Origin of the sequence: Vibrio sp. Vb1755 (assembly GCF_033338635.1) — a bacterium.
Classification (GTDB): domain Bacteria; phylum Pseudomonadota; class Gammaproteobacteria; order Enterobacterales; family Vibrionaceae; genus Vibrio; species Vibrio alginolyticus.
Genome location: NZ_JAWOTA010000017.1, coordinates 17,655 through 32,466 on the forward strand (window position 1 = coordinate 17,655; position 14,812 = coordinate 32,466).

A 14,812-nucleotide genomic window follows, 5' to 3' on the forward strand; every position below is an offset into this window, starting at 1 on the left:
GTGAGTCGCTTTTTTATAACCAAAGTTTTTAGTCCCACAATTGGTTATAACTGTTCAGCCAATTATCAGGTTAACTGTACTGATTTTTGTTGTTAAACATTGACTGCGTTAAAGAAACGGAATTGTTATTGATTGTATAATCGCCGTTCATCAGTATTTACTAAAATAATTATGTTCGGTCATCTTTATGACGGAACGAGCAGCAATGTCATCGAGCGACATCAATAGAAATGACGCCGTACATTATAAAAGCCTAAGAAGGATGAGTGCATGAGTCAGGACAAGATCGATATCAAAGATGTGACTCCTAAAACCTATAATCCCAAAACCCATAAAGGAAACGGGGATCGGTTCAACCCAAGTAATCGCATCTATGTACGCGAAAGCAAAGGGACTTACCAGAAACTGCGTCGTTACGGTGGTTGGTTCTTACTGCTTCTCTTCGCTTTGATACCGTGGATCCCTTACGGTGAACGTCAAGCGATCTTGCTTGATATTGGCAACCAGCAGTTCAACTTTTTCGGTACCACCCTGTACCCACAAGATCTTACCCTACTCGCCTTGCTGTTTGTGATCGCGGCGTTTGGGTTGTTCTTTATTACCACCTTCTTAGGTCGGGTTTGGTGTGGCTATCTCTGCCCACAAACCGTCTGGACCTTCATGTATATCTGGTTTGAAGAGAAGCTCGAAGGTAGTGCCAATAAACGCCGTAAACAAGACTCCAATAAGCTGACGGCGAATTTAGCGATGCGTAAAGCCGTCAAACATATAGCTTGGTTTGCCATTGCACTCGCCACTGGTTTTACTTTTGTTGGCTACTTCGTACCAATGAAGCAATTGGTTATCGACTTTTTCACCTTTAACGCCAACTTCTGGCCCGTCTTTTGGGTAATGTTCTTTGCCATTTGTACTTATGGTAATGCTGGTTGGATGCGTTCCATCATGTGTATTCACATGTGTCCTTACGCGCGCTTCCAATCTGCCATGTTTGATAAAGACACCTTCATCGTTGGCTACGATGCAAAACGTGGGGAAAAACGTGGCCCACGTCCGCGTAAAGCCGATCCAAAGCAGCTTGGTTTGGGTGATTGTATTGATTGTGATTTGTGTGTGCAGGTGTGCCCAACAGGTATCGATATTCGTGACGGCTTGCAGTATGAATGTATCAACTGTGGCGCCTGTATTGATGCGTGTGACAACACCATGGATCGCATGGGCTACGAGAAAGGCCTAATTAGTTACACCACCGAACATCGCTTATCGGGTAAGAGTACCAAAGTCATGCGTCCGAAGCTGCTAGGCTATGGTGCCGTACTACTCGTCATGGTCGGTCTTTTCTTTGCCCAAATTGCAGCGGTAGACCCAGCCGGCATGAGTGTTATTCGCGACCGTAACCAACTGTTCCGCGTTAATAGCTCGGGAGAAGTAGAAAACACCTACACCCTCAAAGTGATCAACAAAACTCAGCAAGTGCAAGAGTACTCGTTGGATGTTGAAGGGCTATCCGATGTAAGCTGGTATGGTAAGCAGACAATTCAGGTCCAGCCAGGTGAGGTATTAAACCTGCCAATGAGTCTTGGTGCCGATCCTGACAAGCTAAACTCTGCGATTACGACAATTCAGTTTATACTCACCGATAAGAGCAACGAATTCACCATTGAAGTGGAAAGCCGATTTATCAAGAAGCTATAACTTCGATGACTAATGGAAAAAGGCTCAGTAATGAGCCTTTTTGTTTATATGTCCCAAAGTATGTTTAACTTTGACGCCCTTACCCCAGACTTTATGTGGTACGCGTTAGAAAGCATCGGCGTTCGCGCAGAATCAGGCTTTGTTCCCCTCAATAGCTACGAAAACCGTGTTTATCAATTTACTGACGAAGAGCGTCGTCGTTATGTCGTCAAGTTTTACCGTCCTGAACGTTGGAGCAATGAACAGATCCAAGAGGAGCACGACTTTACTTTAGAGCTGATTGGCAATGAGATCCCCGTCGCACCACCTGTGCGCATCAACGGTGAAACCCTGCATCACTATCAAGGCTATGCTTTTGCGCTGTTTGATAGCGTGGGTGGTCGCCAATACGAGGTTGACAATTTAGATCAGCTCGAAGGTGTAGGGCGTTTCCTTGGCCGAATCCATAAAGTCGGCAGCCGCCAAGCCTTCCAACATCGCCCTACGATCGGCTTACAAGAATACCTGTATCAACCAAGAGAGATTCTGCAAAACGCCAATATGATTCCAATGCACTTGGAGAACAGCTTCTTCAATGACTTGGATATGCTGATCAAATCAATTGAAAGCCACTGGCAAGAAGGCTTCAATATGATTCGTTTGCATGGCGATTGCCACCCAGGCAATATTTTGTGGCGAGATGGCCCTATGTTTGTTGATTTGGATGACGCTCGTAACGGCCCTGCAGTACAAGACTTATGGATGCTACTGAACGGTGAACGCCAAGACAAACTGATGCAGTTGGATATTGTTTTAGAGGCTTACCAAGAGTTTTGCGATTTTAATCCTGCAGAATTGAAACTAATCGAGCCACTTCGCGGTCTACGAATGGTGCACTATATGGCATGGCTAGCAAAACGTTGGCATGACCCTGCATTTCCTCTCGCTTTTCCATGGTTTAATGAGCCAAAATACTGGGAAGGTCAGGTCCTTGCATTTAAAGAGCAGATCGCCGCTTTAGAAGAAGCACCGCTGTCTTTAATGCCTCAATGGTAAGTCAGGCCAAAAATTCAAAAATGGAGATATTTCGATGAAAAAACTGTTCGCACTGTTTTCTATGCTGATGTTAAGCCTGTCGGCACATGCAGCGCAATTCAAAGAAGGTGAACATTACAAAGTATTGGATCTTGAGGCATCAAAAAAACCTCTTGTGACGGAGTTTTTCTCTTTCTACTGCCCGCACTGTAATAGCTTTGAACCGGTTATCCAGCAACTGAAAAAGCAGTTGCCAGAAGGTACTAAGCTATTAAAAAACCACGTTTCTTTCATGGGTGGCAACATGGGCCCATCAATGAGCAAAGCCTACGCAACGATGGTTGCATTAAAAGTGGAAGACAAAATGGTGCCAGTGATGTTTAACCGCATCCACAATCTAAAGAAGGCGCCACGTAATGATGAAGAACTTCGTCAAATCTTCCTTGATGAAGGTGTAGACGCGAAAAAATTCGATTCTGCATTCAAAGGCTTCGCGGTTGATTCAATGGTTCGCCGTATGGACAAGCAATTTGAAAACAGCGGTCTAACCGGCGTTCCTGCGGTTATCGTTAACAACAAATACCTAGTTCAAGCACAAAGCATCAAAACGATGGATGAGTACTTCTCTCTGGTGAACTACTTGCTGACACTAAAATAAGCACATCGATATCAATCAAAAGGGGAACACGTCGCTCCCCTTTTGTTTATTTGTAAATCTCTTGTAGCAACCGATCTTTTTCTTGCCACACATCCCCCAACCATTGCTGAAATTGTCGCTTATAGGGCTTATCGTTGAAGTAATCACCAAGCACTCTTTCATCAACGGGTAACACATTTACACGCACAACCACCTTGCTCATGCGGCCCATCAATAAATCCTTGAACGGTTTATGCGTATTTTCTGGGTACGCCAACGTAACGTCGATAATGCTCTCGAACTGCTCCCCCATCGCCGCTAACGTGTACGCAATCCCGCCCGACTTTGGTTGCAGCAAATATTGATAGTTTGCTTTACTCTTACGCTGCTTTTCTTCGGTAAATCGGGTTCCTTCGACATAGTTAACCACTGTGGTTGGAGTGTGTTTGAATTTAGCGCACGAGCGACGTGTCGTCTCTAAATCTTGACCTCGCTTATGAGGATTGCGGATCAGATACTCTCGCGAATAGCGACGCATAAATGGCATATCGAGCGCCCAACACGCCATCCCGATGAAAGGCACATACAGCAGTTGTTGCTTGAGGAAAAACTTCGGCATGGGAATACGGTCTTTAAACACGCAGCAAAGCACAACAATATCTGTCCAACTGAGATGATTACTGATCAGCAGATACCACCCGTCTTTTTTAAGCGCTTCACCGCCCTGAACATCCCACTCAACACGGTTAGATACCGCCAGAATGCACGCATTAACGGTAGCCCATAACCACATCACCTTATTGGCACAAGCGGTCGCTATCGCTTTTAGCTTTACGCCAGGAAGCAATATTTTAAATACAGCGATAACACAAATTGCGAGTGAACAAACCGCAGAATTGAGAATCACAAAAGAAGCGTTAAAAAAAAATAACAAATATGCCAACATGATAGTCAAACAACAGTGATAATGTGTGAAGAATAAAACAGCGTGTAATTATACTGCGCCTTTGCCACATTGGAACATGCGTGGGAATGGTCAGATTTGTTACCGCAACCAATATGTGCACCACTCATTCGACAACAAGGAGATAACGAATGAAACCAAGGCTACTTCTCTTGCCTTTGGCCTTTGTCGTCAGTTCTGCTCAGGCTCAACTCGCTGAAACCGCAGGTTTTGGCGGTGAAATTTCGCTGAATGCCGGATTCATATCATCAGAATCCAATTTCAATACAGAAAATAGTAACACCATCGATTCTCTCGATAAGCGTGCCGATAGTGACAGTTCCGTTATCGCTGCACCGCTAGGGAGTGTGACATACACCTTTGGTAGCCGACTCAACCACCAAGTTTACGCCGGTACCACACGCTCAGATGTCGCGGTAGGTACACTCGCTTTTCAGTTGGGCTATCAACACGAGCTACAATCTGGCACCGTGCTCGATGTTTCCTATCTGCCGACGGTACTCAAAGGCGAAACTTGGCGCAACCCTTATCAAGTAGGAACCGCACGTAAAGAGACGGATGTTGACGGCAATGCGTATCGCTTTCAGATCAAAGGGTTGATTGATAAGAACTTCAACCTTGATCTTGCTTATGCTGATAAAGACATCGAGCAGGAGGAAGTGACAGACCGCTCACTTGCTCGCGATGCTAACCTTTACTATGTCAAAGGCGACTATCGCATTCCACTCAACCAAACATCTATGTTGCAACCCGCTTTCACCTACATCAATCAAGATGCCGACGGTAAGGCGGAGTCATTTGATTCGTACGGATTTGACATTAGCTGGTTTAAATTTATCAACCGTCATCGATTGGCCCTCACCGCGGGTTATGCATGGAAAGACTATCAAGCAGCTAGCCAAACTTTTGCTAAAACACGAAATGACGACACCATCAGCCTATTTGCGGCCTACGAATATCAAAACGTATTTGACTGGCAAGACTGGTCGTTCATTTCTTTAGCCGGCTATAGCCAAACTGACTCGAATATCACGTTTTATGAGGAGAAAGAGTACCTATTGTCGCTTGGTCTCAACTACACCTTCTAACGTCCTTCATCGCAACAAGGTGCTTACAACACTTGTTGCGATGACACTTTGCTGTCTATACCGCTTGCGCCGTAAGCTGTTTCAGCAAACGGTCCATCGCTCGATACCCAAGCGCCTCGGCCAAGTGCGTTCGTTCAATTTGCTCCGCCCCATCCAGATCGGCGATTGTTCGCGCCACTTTGATAATACGATGATATGCACGAATCGAGAGCCCTAAACGATGCAAAGCGGTTTCAAGAAACTCAGCATCACTCTTATGCAAGGGACAAAACGCCTCAATTTCTCGACTACCTAGCAGTGCATTGACCTTACCACTGCGGTTTAGCATATTGTTACGCGCATGGCTCACACGCGCTTTTACGATAGCAGTCGGCTCACCGCGATCACCACCTTCTGCTAATGTCCCTTTGGGCAAAGCTGGGATTTCTAAAGACATATCAAAGCGATCTAACAGTGGTCCAGATAATCGACCAAGGTAGCGCAAAATAGCTTGTGGATTGGTGCGCGCTTGATTGCCTTCGTAATATCCTGTCGGGCTTGGATTCAAGGCTCCGACTAATTGGAAACGAGCCGGAAAGCGTGTTTTACCTTGCGCTCGAGAGATAATGATCTCTCCAGATTCGAGCGGTTCGCGTAACGAGTCCAGAACTTTACGATCAAATTCGGGCATTTTCCTAATATCAAGTTTGAGTAATAAATGTTGTCAATTTGAGGCTTTGAGTGTTGTCCGAGTTAGTGGAACGCATCGCTTCAGATGCTAGCGGAACGGTAGGTCATTTTTTTCTATTTAGTCGAGAAAGTAGCTATGTTATCCGTTCAATCTGACGTCTTCATCTAGCCCCTCCTCATGAATGAATATTCACTTAGTCGTTAGGTGCAACTACTGATTTAGTCACAAAGTTCAGATAGAGAGCAAAACTACCAGCTAAAACAGTTATGTCCCTAAGTGTGTTCGAACTCATGGTTGCAACATTTGCGAAAGTTCTCTTTTGACTCAATCTATCTAATACACTTAATATGCAACTATTCATTGTTTGAAGTCGGTAAACTCGCTTCTAAACACCTTACTATTTTGGCTAGTCTACAGATTTTACTACTCTTGGCACTATTTAACCTAAATGCTAAAGAAGTTATAGCTATTCCCGTAGTAGGGGGCTCTATGGAGCGTTTAGATACTCTTTCTATTCTGTTGGTTGTTGCTGGTATATTTGGCTCTATGGAAGTTCATGTCGTGTTTGTTTTGCCAAATGAAGCTTGTTTTAAACTTCAGCAATATTTCATGTGAGAATTCAGATCTAGGAGCGGTCTATCACTATGTATATCCCAGCGCTCTAAATTATCTCATTTTTCATCACGATATGGACTCGGGAAAGCCCTTACGAATTGATATGTTGATGGCTCTATTACTAGTGATTACGTTTATAGCATTTCCTTTTATTAGCACTGTTTACCTGAGCGGTTCTTGGGTGCTTGAAATGTTTGAGCACGGCATTGAAGTTTCGAATGTACTCTTTTTAGCTATTTCATTCTTTAGCGTTGCGATTGTTTCTTGGATTCTAGAGCACGTTCGCTGGTTCAAAAGCGAGATGCCGAAACAAGAACAATAAAAAGGCTTCCAGTAGGAAGCCTTATTATTAATTAGTTGAGCCAAACTTATGAACTTTACCTGTTGCTAGGTCAGTAATGATAGGTTCGTCGGTGAACATGCCTTTCTCCCAAAACCCTAGAAGCGCCTCCATGTCGTTTATAGCGTAGTCTTGAATATTGCGAGAGTTCATCCAATAGAAAGTTGGTTGATACAAAAGAACTCCTTTATTCTCTGAGGTCATCTGAATGTCGTAAACGGGAAATACATCAGGTAGAACTGTTGTAACAACTATAAATGACTCAGAGGTTGGCAGTAATGGATTTTGGGTTTTAATTGATGAATGTTCGTAAAGGTAAGGAACCGGATTTGTTATAGCAAAACATTCGAAATATTCAGATGCATAAACCCCTTGATCCTTGATCTCACTGAAAATATCAGGGTTTTGGCAAAGTTGTACTTTTTCCATGTTGTCACCCATTGGAACCATTGCAGTTCTAGGGAACATTCTCGACCATTGCACTTCAACTCCAGAGCGAACCTTTTGAGTTTTGAATCCTCCTTTTTGATAAACTTTTCTGGCTACCTCAAGTTGCTTTGATTGGTAATGTTCAATGATATTTCCAATTTCATTAGCATCGTTGGTGTCATTGACAGCGATTACTGAGATTAGTGTGTTAGTTCGGTACTTATCATCAATACTTGATTTTGTTGCCTCGAGACCAATAAATCTAGTTGCTAACTGAAATGGATTAATAGAGCCAGCTAAAGCTGCGCCTACAGCAACACCTTGAGTAGCTGCTAAAAATTTGTTGTGATTTTGATTAGTAAAGCTATCAATATTGTTAGCGTTCGCTATAGCTCGGCGAGAATGTAAATGCATAACTTGCATAGCTTCGCTATGGTTCGTTTCAGACAGATCATAGCCAGTAAATGATTGTTTGTAGTCTTGAGCAGTCACTGCCGGTTCATTTGGTGTCATTGAGCAACCAGCCAAAATTGCTAGTAGTGAAAATGCGATAGATTTTTTTAAAAATGTCATTGGATTTACTATCCTGTGAGAATTACGTGCAGGGAAAGAATAAATCACAATTATATCATGTGGTTAGCTTTTAGTCTGGTAGAATAATGTAGGATTCTATCGAAATAATATTTTCTATTTTCTTTTTGGAATATTCCTACAATAGAAGTCGTATTGTATTGAATTATAATGACCTTTAAGTTGTTGGATGTATGATTGTTCCAAGTAATAAGATTAGGCTACTGAAGTAAATTAAGGTTCGATTTTATGACATGTAAATATTGTGGTTTACCAACATTACCAGGATGGGATAGTAAGCCGATGGACATTTGTAACGTATGTTCAGACAAAAAAGCTCAGCACTGGCAAGAGGAAACTCAAGGTAGTCAAAATCCAAAAGGTGCTGATGGAACGGAGTATTTTACTCATGTTTGTAAATCTTGTTTTTCTCCTACATTTGAAAATAAAAGCTCCTTTTTTGGATTCGCCACGATAGCAACATACTGTAAAAAGTGCGATCGAAAGGCTCTGATACCTATTGATACTCCCAAAGGCAAAGAGATCATGAAAAGAAATGGGTATGTTGAAAGTTAAGCTGAAACGGTACTTTTACGATTAGGTGCATACTGATGGTGGGTAATTGCTAGTTCAATCGGAGTTAGTCGAAATCTTAAAACTTTAAATGAGCTTTCAAATTGGGGGGGCCTATTGACATTTGAACGATAGTATTCGCTTCTATAATGTGGCGTGATCTACCCCCTCAATATCTAGCATTCATTAACCTCATTCTTCCATATCTGTAGTTATTAACAAACTGCTAATTTAGTAAAGTCGACAGCAAACTTGAGGGGAGATACAACTTAACTAGCATGCACATTCTTTCTCTAACCTCCAAATCGAGTGTTCGCAAAGGTATAGAACTCTATCAAAGTGCAGCGGAATCAGGACATGTTAATTCTCAAGTCGAGTTAGGCAACATCTATTACGAAGATATTTACCGCAGGCCCAACCTAAAGAAAGCCAAACACTGGTTTGAACTCGCTGCGAGCGCTAGTAATCCAGAGGCTCAATTAAACCTAGCTCTTATCTTGCTCGACAAACCTGACTGCTATCAACGGATCTTCGACTTGCTCTCAAAATCCTCAGAACAAGGTAACGCTAAAGCGAAATTCTGGCTAGCCCTCATGCATCACGATGGGCTAGCAGTTGAGCCGAGCATAGAGCAATATTTCAAATTACTTAAAGAGTCGGCCAAACAAGGGGACGTTCGTGCGCAAATAGGCCTTGCTAAACATTACTCAAAGGGAGATGGGATCAGGAAGAACCTTAAAAGTTCATTCAACTGGTACCTAGCGGCCGCAGAGCAAGGTGACGCTGAAGCGCAATACGAAGTCTCTGATTGTTATAAATTTGGCTATGGTGTTGACGCTGACGAAAGCGAAAGATTTAAATGGCTATATAGTGCCGCAGAATTAGGTCACATTGATGCAATGTTTGATGCAGGTCTTACCATGCTTGAGACGGATAAAGATAAAGGCATTGAGTATATACGTTGCTCGGCAGAGAACCATAATGCCGAAGCGCAATACACGCTTTTTGAGTTTTATCGTGATGGTGAGTATGTTCAGAAGAACATCAAGAAAGCCAATTATTGGTTCAACAAATCCCAACACTAAAGGGTTAAAAAGTTCAGTTCGGGTCCTTAACGTTTAAGTTCTTCTTGTATCATTTGACTTATAATTTCATATGTCAGTAGCGTCGTTTCAGAAAGAAATAATGATATTGTTTTGCTCTAATATGACAACATGTTTCGGCGATGATAACAGGTGATAGTTGTCCTTAGGTAGGAGTTGCATGAATACTAAAACAAAGAATCCAACTGTCAATCCAGCATAAATAGTCGTAAGAACCACCAGTTACAGAAACAATTTCAGTATTTTCGTGTTTTTTAACGCTCACCTCACATAATGATTAATATATGAACGAATTCTCGTGACTCTCGTGATATACATCCATTTATATACAACTAGTTTAATTTGATGGTTGGTAATGTCAGTCACTTTTATAAAGCCTCCGAAGGCGCCTTGGCCAGTATTAGAAGAAGGCATACATACGTTAAGCATAAAAGAATTTAGCGATATTTTTGTCTTTAATCCTCATAGGCGTAAACAATTTGATGGTTTATTAGACGCAATAAAATCATTAAAACAAGCTGGTTGCACTAACCTATTTATAGATGGCAGTTACGTCACCCAAAAGCCCCTTCCCGGCGATTATGATGCCTGTTGGGACGTAAATAACGTTGATTTAGATAAGCTTGATTCGGTTTTCTTAACATTTGAAAATGGTAGAAAAGCTCAAAAAGATAAATATGAAGGTGAATTTTTCCCTGCCCAAGGTTTTGCAGATCATGCCCAGACCGTACAATACATACACTTTTTCCAACGTGAAAAGCACTCGGGCACTCAAAAAGGCATTGTTTTGCTAAAACTTGATGATGTAGTAGATAGTTAGGGCAAGTGACATGATACTTAATGACTTAGAATTACAATCTTCGCTAAAAGCTGCCTCAGAATTGCAAGAAGCATTAGATTCTTTCAAAGATGACGGTGACTGGTTGAATGCTATTCAAAAAGAATCAATGCGTCATCAACTTCAGGATCTGAACTATGACATAAAGCTCTACGGGGACCTTCAGCACGGCAATTTTAAAACCAAAAATCACTTAAAACTGGCTGAACTGCCGAATTACCTTATCTGTGCTCGAATTTCAAAGAACATCACGCAAGACCAAGTAGCCGCTTATTTAAATATTCAGCCAGAAGAATTTACAAAAATTGAAGCATCTCAATATGCTGGCGTTAACCTATCCAGAATTATCAACGTATCTCATTACCTCAACCTAGATATTAAGAAAATTGTAAACTCCGATGGTAAAACCGTTTTTGAAGAAAATGAAGATGATCTTATAGATTGGAGTGCATTGCCAATTAACGAAATGCAAAAACGAGGATGGATAGATAAAGGAACAAATACGCTAGAGTCCGCAAAGCAGTTCATTAAGGGTTCATTTGGATTTGGCCTGCAACCAGCCCTAAATAGAAAAACCTCGTTTACCGGAAAAACCTCAAAGAAAGCATCTCTACTTGCGTGGCAGGCTCAAGTTTTATCTTCTGCAAACAAAATCATTCGCTCCAAAGAAATACCTTCTTTTGAGTTAAATGACTCTTGGATTCCGGAACTCGTTCAATTGAGTAAGCATGAAAACGGCCCAGTATTAGCCATAGAACTACTTGAAAGAAAAGGAATTATTTGGATTTACGAACCCCATCTCGAAGGTACTTATTTAGATGGTGGCGCTATGCTTGCGGAAAATGGCACCCCGATCATAGGCATGACTCTTCGCCATGATCGTATAGATAATTTTTGGTTTGTTTTACTACATGAGCTAGGACATGTTTTTCTTCATCTATCAAATATTGGAAATGAGTTTGTTGATGAAAAAGTTGGAGAAGACCAAGACGGGGAAGATCTTGAGGATGAAGCAGATTTATTTGCACTGGATAGTTTAATTCCACCAGACCTATGGAAAACGGCAGTCTCAAGAGTTATGCCAACAAACACGGCTATTGAGGGTGATGCTAAAAAAATGGGAATTCATCCAGCGATCATTGCTGGCAGATGGCGTAAAGAAAAAGACAACTACCGAAAGTTTAGTGATTTGGTTGGATATGGAAAAGTTAGGGAGATGTTTTAATGGCAGTAGAGCTAGGTACCTATAAAAAATACTTACCTATTCTCAAATGGAGACAGGGAGAATATCAAGCATTACTCCGATTAGATAGCTCAATAAAAAGAAATCTTTACCCTTTATTTGTAATTCCCCCAGTAGAATACGATTTTGAAGAAGAGAAGCCTAAAAAAACTGCCGAAGAACATGTAGAGAAACTTGCAAAAAGATATAAAGAGAAGTGGGGAAAACTCCCTTCATTGATAGATATCGATAATACTCTCCACCTAGATAATGTTAGTGATGGTAGAACCATACCAGAGTTCATTTTTGATGAAATAGCTTCTGTTACAAAAAACTTTTCTCCAGTCACCCGATTAGATTATGACCATAGCTATGTAAATGCAGTGAAGAAATGCGTTAGCTCATACGCGACAGGGCTTGGAATAAGAGTCGCTTTAGATCAACTCGCCAACCCTAGTAATATAACGAAAATACAAACTCTAATGTCCTTTATAGGATGCATACCTGAACATACAGATCTGATAGTTGATTTTCAAAAAGGTAGCACATACGAACCAAATGAAGATGTCATCTTAATTGTATCAAGCCTTTTGAATAGCATTCCACAAATCAAAGAGTATCGATCAATATATATTGCAGGCACTTCCTTGGATCTAAACACAGTAAAAAAGCCGGGAGCAATACAAGATCGAAATGACTGGATATTCTATCAAGCATTGTATGCTTCACTGGGCAAGGCCTACACTAATCTTGGCTTTGGTGACTACACCATTGAAACACCTGAATTTAGCTCTTTTGATATGCGATTAATGAATCCCGCAGCTAAATTAGTATATTCATACGAAGATAAATGGGTAATTTATAAAGGTTCAGCATTTAGGGATGATACATCCCAAATGAAGGGGCTATGCAAGAAACTAGTAACTTCCAAAAACAATTATTTCTATGGAGCAAAATACTCCAAAGGGGATACTAAAATTTATGAATGTTCTCAAGGGGTTGGGAGTTATGGTAACCTTGGCACATGGAAAGAAGTAGCAGTTAGCCACCACCTTACACTAGTTGTTTATCAGAACGCCAGTTTGCTCGGGTTTCAAACATTACCTTAATATTCTTTACCAGATCGTCAAGGTTAACCTTACTAACCAAAGTCTTATAGAGCTCGGCTCTCGTCCCCCTTCGAGCTCTCAATGGAACTCCCAGTTTTTCTAATAACTCTTGAGTTTCCTGCTTCCATAGCAAATGAGCTACATGAAGCGCATCTACATTCGGATTTTTCTTGGCTTTTCTAACCGTAGAAAAATGTATGGCTCCTTTACTACCCTTTTGAGCTAGGACTATTCCAACCCAATCAGGGGCTAGCTCTAAGACTTCTGAGACATGATTTGGAGCAACTACTAATGTTAGCTTCTGAAGTGTTTTAATATATGTATCTAGCTGATCGTTAAACCGTAATAAATTGTCTTTTGAGCTTTTTATTTCATATCCGTGAATACACCCATTAACAACAGCAATATCAATCCTGTTTGAACCATGCATTAGCCCAAGCTCGTCAATAACTAAAGTTTGTGAATCAGAATGTTGCCTTTTAAGCTTCTTACGATGGAAAGCTTCTCGAATCTCCGAATCTTTTGTTGCAAACATAAATTTCTATCTCTATCGGGGTACGGGTATCTGAAACGCCGACCATTCTACAATAATTTTGGTATTGCTTCATTCTGATATCAGCGAACTTACCATCCGTATTTCTTCATTAAGTACTCTATATCGCTAGCATCAATGACATCTAACAAGGATAACAGATAAATCAATGTTTATTTCAGAGTTCAACCCATAAGTGTTCTGCACCAATGATACTGGACAATCGACGAAGTGAGTTGCCATACTTCAGTTAATTTATACGTTGCTAAATTGGCAAAAAAAGTAACTCAAAATTGTCCAATTCCTGTCACGGCGACCACCGTTATAAATGGTGGTCATTGTCGTTTTGGGATACTAAAACTTATCGATAGAGTAGAAATCGTCCTATCGTCGTAAATTGAAAATGTCCACCTTCGTTTCAGTGTTATCTGGCTGAAACATTTTCGCCCCAAACTAAGTTAGTAGGTTCAGTTTGAATGGTTTACTAATTTAGTTTTGCCATACCAAAACTTATGGCTCGGCGAAATCCGGGCGCTCGATAGACAAGCCGCTAGGGACTGTGACGACTGTCAACAAGCACAGTCTCGTTATCGAGGACAAAATCCGCCCATTGAGTATTCGAGAACAAGCGGCAGCGCAGACATTCGATGAATCGTATATTTGGCCAGATTCAGCTGTGGCAACCAAAATGATGATAGGCAATGCGGTCCCACCTCTCATGGCACAGAAGGTAACTGAAGCTGTTTTAAAGGCTATTTAAGAGGGAGTTTAAAGGGAATCAGAACTTACTATTCAACCTTGATGATATATAAAAACACTATAGAATTATCATTAACCTATTGATTTTTCTATTGCGTACTGATTGACCATGATATAGGAATATAAAATTAAGGATCAACAAAATGAACGCTGAAAGTGTAGTTTATGGAATAGTTCTTATCGGCCTGTTTGGTTTCGCTATGAAATGGGCTTTTACAGCTAAAACAAACGGCTTTGATGAACGCTTGAAAAGCCTGTTAGAAAATGATGCAAAACCTGAGGCACATAAAGCGCCCATGTCTAAAATCCACCGGGAAAGACTACGCAAGCAAACTCTGACGAATACTGCGAATTCGGGAAGCATCCACTACCGAATGAAGAACGATCCTCTCCGTACTCGTAGATAGGCAAACAAGTATATCTTTCGATTGTGTTACCAGGTCGATTGTTTAGCGGAGCTGGTGGTAGGTTGGGATACCCACAATAGCCGGGATATTTTTCACCCGACCTTCACATACAACGTAATTCGATGCCAGTCATCTGTTTACAGGCTGTTTAAGCAGGAGTTTAAAGGTAATCAAAACTTACTGTTCAATCTTGATGATGTATTATAACACTGTAAAATCAGCGGCATGGGTGCATTTGTCCAGCTAGGAA

Annotated in this window: 16 protein-coding genes and 1 pseudogene; 13 read left to right on the plus strand and 4 right to left on the minus strand. The window is 41.3% G+C overall.

Annotated elements, in window-relative coordinates:
* The first annotated feature begins 270 nt into the window (after positions 1-270).
* From ccoG to R7E00_RS15180, 3 genes are read left to right on the plus strand one after another with little or no spacing between them, the layout of a single operon-like run.
* Positions 271-1,692, plus strand: a complete 1,422-nt coding sequence (ccoG, locus tag R7E00_RS15170; protein ID WP_005379038.1) for a cytochrome c oxidase accessory protein CcoG — start codon at positions 271-273, stop codon at positions 1,690-1,692.
* Between the two features lie 48 nt (positions 1,693-1,740).
* Positions 1,741-2,727, plus strand: a complete 987-nt coding sequence (locus R7E00_RS15175) for a serine/threonine protein kinase (protein WP_182016927.1) — start codon at positions 1,741-1,743, stop codon at positions 2,725-2,727.
* A 34-nt stretch (positions 2,728-2,761) separates the two neighbouring features.
* Positions 2,762-3,364, plus strand: coding sequence for a thiol:disulfide interchange protein DsbA/DsbL (locus tag R7E00_RS15180; protein WP_005379036.1), 603 nt, complete (start codon positions 2,762-2,764; stop codon positions 3,362-3,364).
* A 46-nt stretch (positions 3,365-3,410) separates the two neighbouring features.
* Here R7E00_RS15180 and R7E00_RS15185 read toward each other — a convergent pair whose 3' ends face one another.
* Positions 3,411-4,289, minus strand: coding sequence for an acyltransferase (locus tag R7E00_RS15185; protein ID WP_005379035.1), 879 nt, complete (start codon positions 4,287-4,289; stop codon positions 3,411-3,413).
* A 149-nt stretch (positions 4,290-4,438) separates the two neighbouring features.
* Here R7E00_RS15185 and R7E00_RS15190 point away from each other — a divergent pair, with 149 nt between their 5' ends.
* The gene (locus tag R7E00_RS15190) at positions 4,439-5,395 is read left to right on the plus strand and encodes a DUF2860 domain-containing protein (RefSeq protein ID WP_005379034.1); all 957 of its coding nucleotides are present in this window, start codon (positions 4,439-4,441) and stop codon (positions 5,393-5,395) included.
* Positions 5,396-5,450: 55 nt separating this feature from the next.
* Here R7E00_RS15190 and R7E00_RS15195 read toward each other — a convergent pair.
* Positions 5,451-6,089: pseudogene (locus R7E00_RS15195) on the minus strand (ATP-binding protein); the annotation flags it as partial.
* Between the two features lie 336 nt (positions 6,090-6,425).
* Here R7E00_RS15195 and R7E00_RS15200 point away from each other — a divergent pair.
* Both R7E00_RS15200 and R7E00_RS15205 read left to right on the plus strand, forming a co-directional pair.
* Positions 6,426-6,680 (plus strand): hypothetical protein, encoded by a 255-nt coding sequence (locus R7E00_RS15200; protein WP_318124441.1) that lies wholly within the window; start codon positions 6,426-6,428, stop codon positions 6,678-6,680.
* 109 nt (positions 6,681-6,789) lie between these two features.
* Positions 6,790-7,002: a hypothetical protein gene (locus tag R7E00_RS15205; protein WP_262659215.1), complete on the plus strand. Its 213-nt coding sequence runs from the start codon at positions 6,790-6,792 to the stop codon at positions 7,000-7,002.
* A 27-nt stretch (positions 7,003-7,029) separates the two neighbouring features.
* Here the strand turns inward: R7E00_RS15205 and R7E00_RS15210 are convergent, their stop codons facing one another.
* Positions 7,030-8,022 carry a hypothetical protein gene (locus R7E00_RS15210; protein ID WP_318124442.1) on the minus strand — a complete coding sequence of 331 codons (993 nt, stop codon included), beginning with the start codon at positions 8,020-8,022 and terminating at the stop codon, positions 7,030-7,032.
* Between the two features lie 246 nt (positions 8,023-8,268).
* Here R7E00_RS15210 and R7E00_RS15215 point away from each other — a divergent pair, with 246 nt between their 5' ends.
* From R7E00_RS15215 to R7E00_RS15235, 5 genes are all read left to right on the plus strand, one after another.
* The gene (locus R7E00_RS15215; protein ID WP_262658701.1) at positions 8,269-8,595 is read left to right on the plus strand and encodes a hypothetical protein; all 327 of its coding nucleotides are present in this window, start codon (positions 8,269-8,271) and stop codon (positions 8,593-8,595) included.
* A 275-nt stretch (positions 8,596-8,870) separates the two neighbouring features.
* Positions 8,871-9,677, plus strand: a complete 807-nt coding sequence (locus R7E00_RS15220; RefSeq protein ID WP_318124443.1) for an SEL1-like repeat protein — start codon at positions 8,871-8,873, stop codon at positions 9,675-9,677.
* Positions 9,678-10,050: 373 nt separating this feature from the next.
* Entirely contained in the window at positions 10,051-10,515 is a 465-nt protein-coding gene (locus R7E00_RS15225) for a DUF6932 family protein (protein WP_023624310.1), read from the plus strand.
* A 10-nt stretch (positions 10,516-10,525) separates the two neighbouring features.
* Positions 10,526-11,758 carry an ImmA/IrrE family metallo-endopeptidase gene (locus R7E00_RS15230; protein ID WP_318124444.1) on the plus strand — a complete coding sequence of 411 codons (1,233 nt, stop codon included), beginning with the start codon at positions 10,526-10,528 and terminating at the stop codon, positions 11,756-11,758.
* Positions 11,758-12,864, plus strand: coding sequence for a beta family protein (locus R7E00_RS15235; protein ID WP_023624312.1), 1,107 nt, complete (start codon positions 11,758-11,760; stop codon positions 12,862-12,864). The genes R7E00_RS15230 and R7E00_RS15235 overlap by 1 nt, the downstream gene beginning before the upstream one ends.
* On the opposite strand, the gene R7E00_RS15240 is transcribed toward R7E00_RS15235, so the two are convergent.
* The gene (locus R7E00_RS15240; RefSeq protein WP_023624313.1) at positions 12,809-13,399 is read right to left on the minus strand and encodes a sce7726 family protein; all 591 of its coding nucleotides are present in this window, start codon (positions 13,397-13,399) and stop codon (positions 12,809-12,811) included. The genes R7E00_RS15235 and R7E00_RS15240 overlap by 56 nt on opposite strands.
* A 556-nt stretch (positions 13,400-13,955) precedes the next feature.
* Here R7E00_RS15240 and R7E00_RS25445 point away from each other — a divergent pair.
* Entirely contained in the window at positions 13,956-14,156 is a 201-nt protein-coding gene (locus tag R7E00_RS25445) for a DNA cytosine methyltransferase (protein ID WP_411978688.1), read from the plus strand.
* 142 nt (positions 14,157-14,298) lie between these two features.
* Positions 14,299-14,562: a hypothetical protein gene (locus R7E00_RS15245; protein WP_318124445.1), complete on the plus strand. Its 264-nt coding sequence runs from the start codon at positions 14,299-14,301 to the stop codon at positions 14,560-14,562.
* Positions 14,563-14,812 lie beyond the last annotated feature (250 nt).

Bases quoted from the DNA above. Each gene is read 5' to 3' on its own strand.
- ccoG (WP_005379038.1), top strand. From the start codon at position 271: ATGAGTCAGGACAAGATCGATATCAAAGATGTGACTCCTAAAACCTAT.
- R7E00_RS15175 (WP_182016927.1), top strand. From the start codon at position 1,741: ATGTCCCAAAGTATGTTTAACTTTGACGCCCTTACCCCAGACTTTATG.
- R7E00_RS15180 (WP_005379036.1), top strand. From the start codon at position 2,762: ATGAAAAAACTGTTCGCACTGTTTTCTATGCTGATGTTAAGCCTGTCG.
- R7E00_RS15185 (WP_005379035.1), bottom strand. From the start codon at position 4,289: ATGTTGGCATATTTGTTATTTTTTTTTAACGCTTCTTTTGTGATTCTC.
- R7E00_RS15190 (WP_005379034.1), top strand. From the start codon at position 4,439: ATGAAACCAAGGCTACTTCTCTTGCCTTTGGCCTTTGTCGTCAGTTCT.
- R7E00_RS15205 (WP_262659215.1), top strand. From the start codon at position 6,790: ATGGCTCTATTACTAGTGATTACGTTTATAGCATTTCCTTTTATTAGC.
- R7E00_RS15210 (WP_318124442.1), bottom strand. From the start codon at position 8,022: ATGACATTTTTAAAAAAATCTATCGCATTTTCACTACTAGCAATTTTG.
- R7E00_RS15215 (WP_262658701.1), top strand. From the start codon at position 8,269: ATGACATGTAAATATTGTGGTTTACCAACATTACCAGGATGGGATAGT.
- R7E00_RS15220 (WP_318124443.1), top strand. From the start codon at position 8,871: ATGCACATTCTTTCTCTAACCTCCAAATCGAGTGTTCGCAAAGGTATA.
- R7E00_RS15225 (WP_023624310.1), top strand. From the start codon at position 10,051: ATGTCAGTCACTTTTATAAAGCCTCCGAAGGCGCCTTGGCCAGTATTA.
- R7E00_RS15230 (WP_318124444.1), top strand. From the start codon at position 10,526: ATGATACTTAATGACTTAGAATTACAATCTTCGCTAAAAGCTGCCTCA.
- R7E00_RS15235 (WP_023624312.1), top strand. From the start codon at position 11,758: ATGGCAGTAGAGCTAGGTACCTATAAAAAATACTTACCTATTCTCAAA.
- R7E00_RS15240 (WP_023624313.1), bottom strand. From the start codon at position 13,399: ATGTTTGCAACAAAAGATTCGGAGATTCGAGAAGCTTTCCATCGTAAG.
- R7E00_RS15245 (WP_318124445.1), top strand. From the start codon at position 14,299: ATGAACGCTGAAAGTGTAGTTTATGGAATAGTTCTTATCGGCCTGTTT.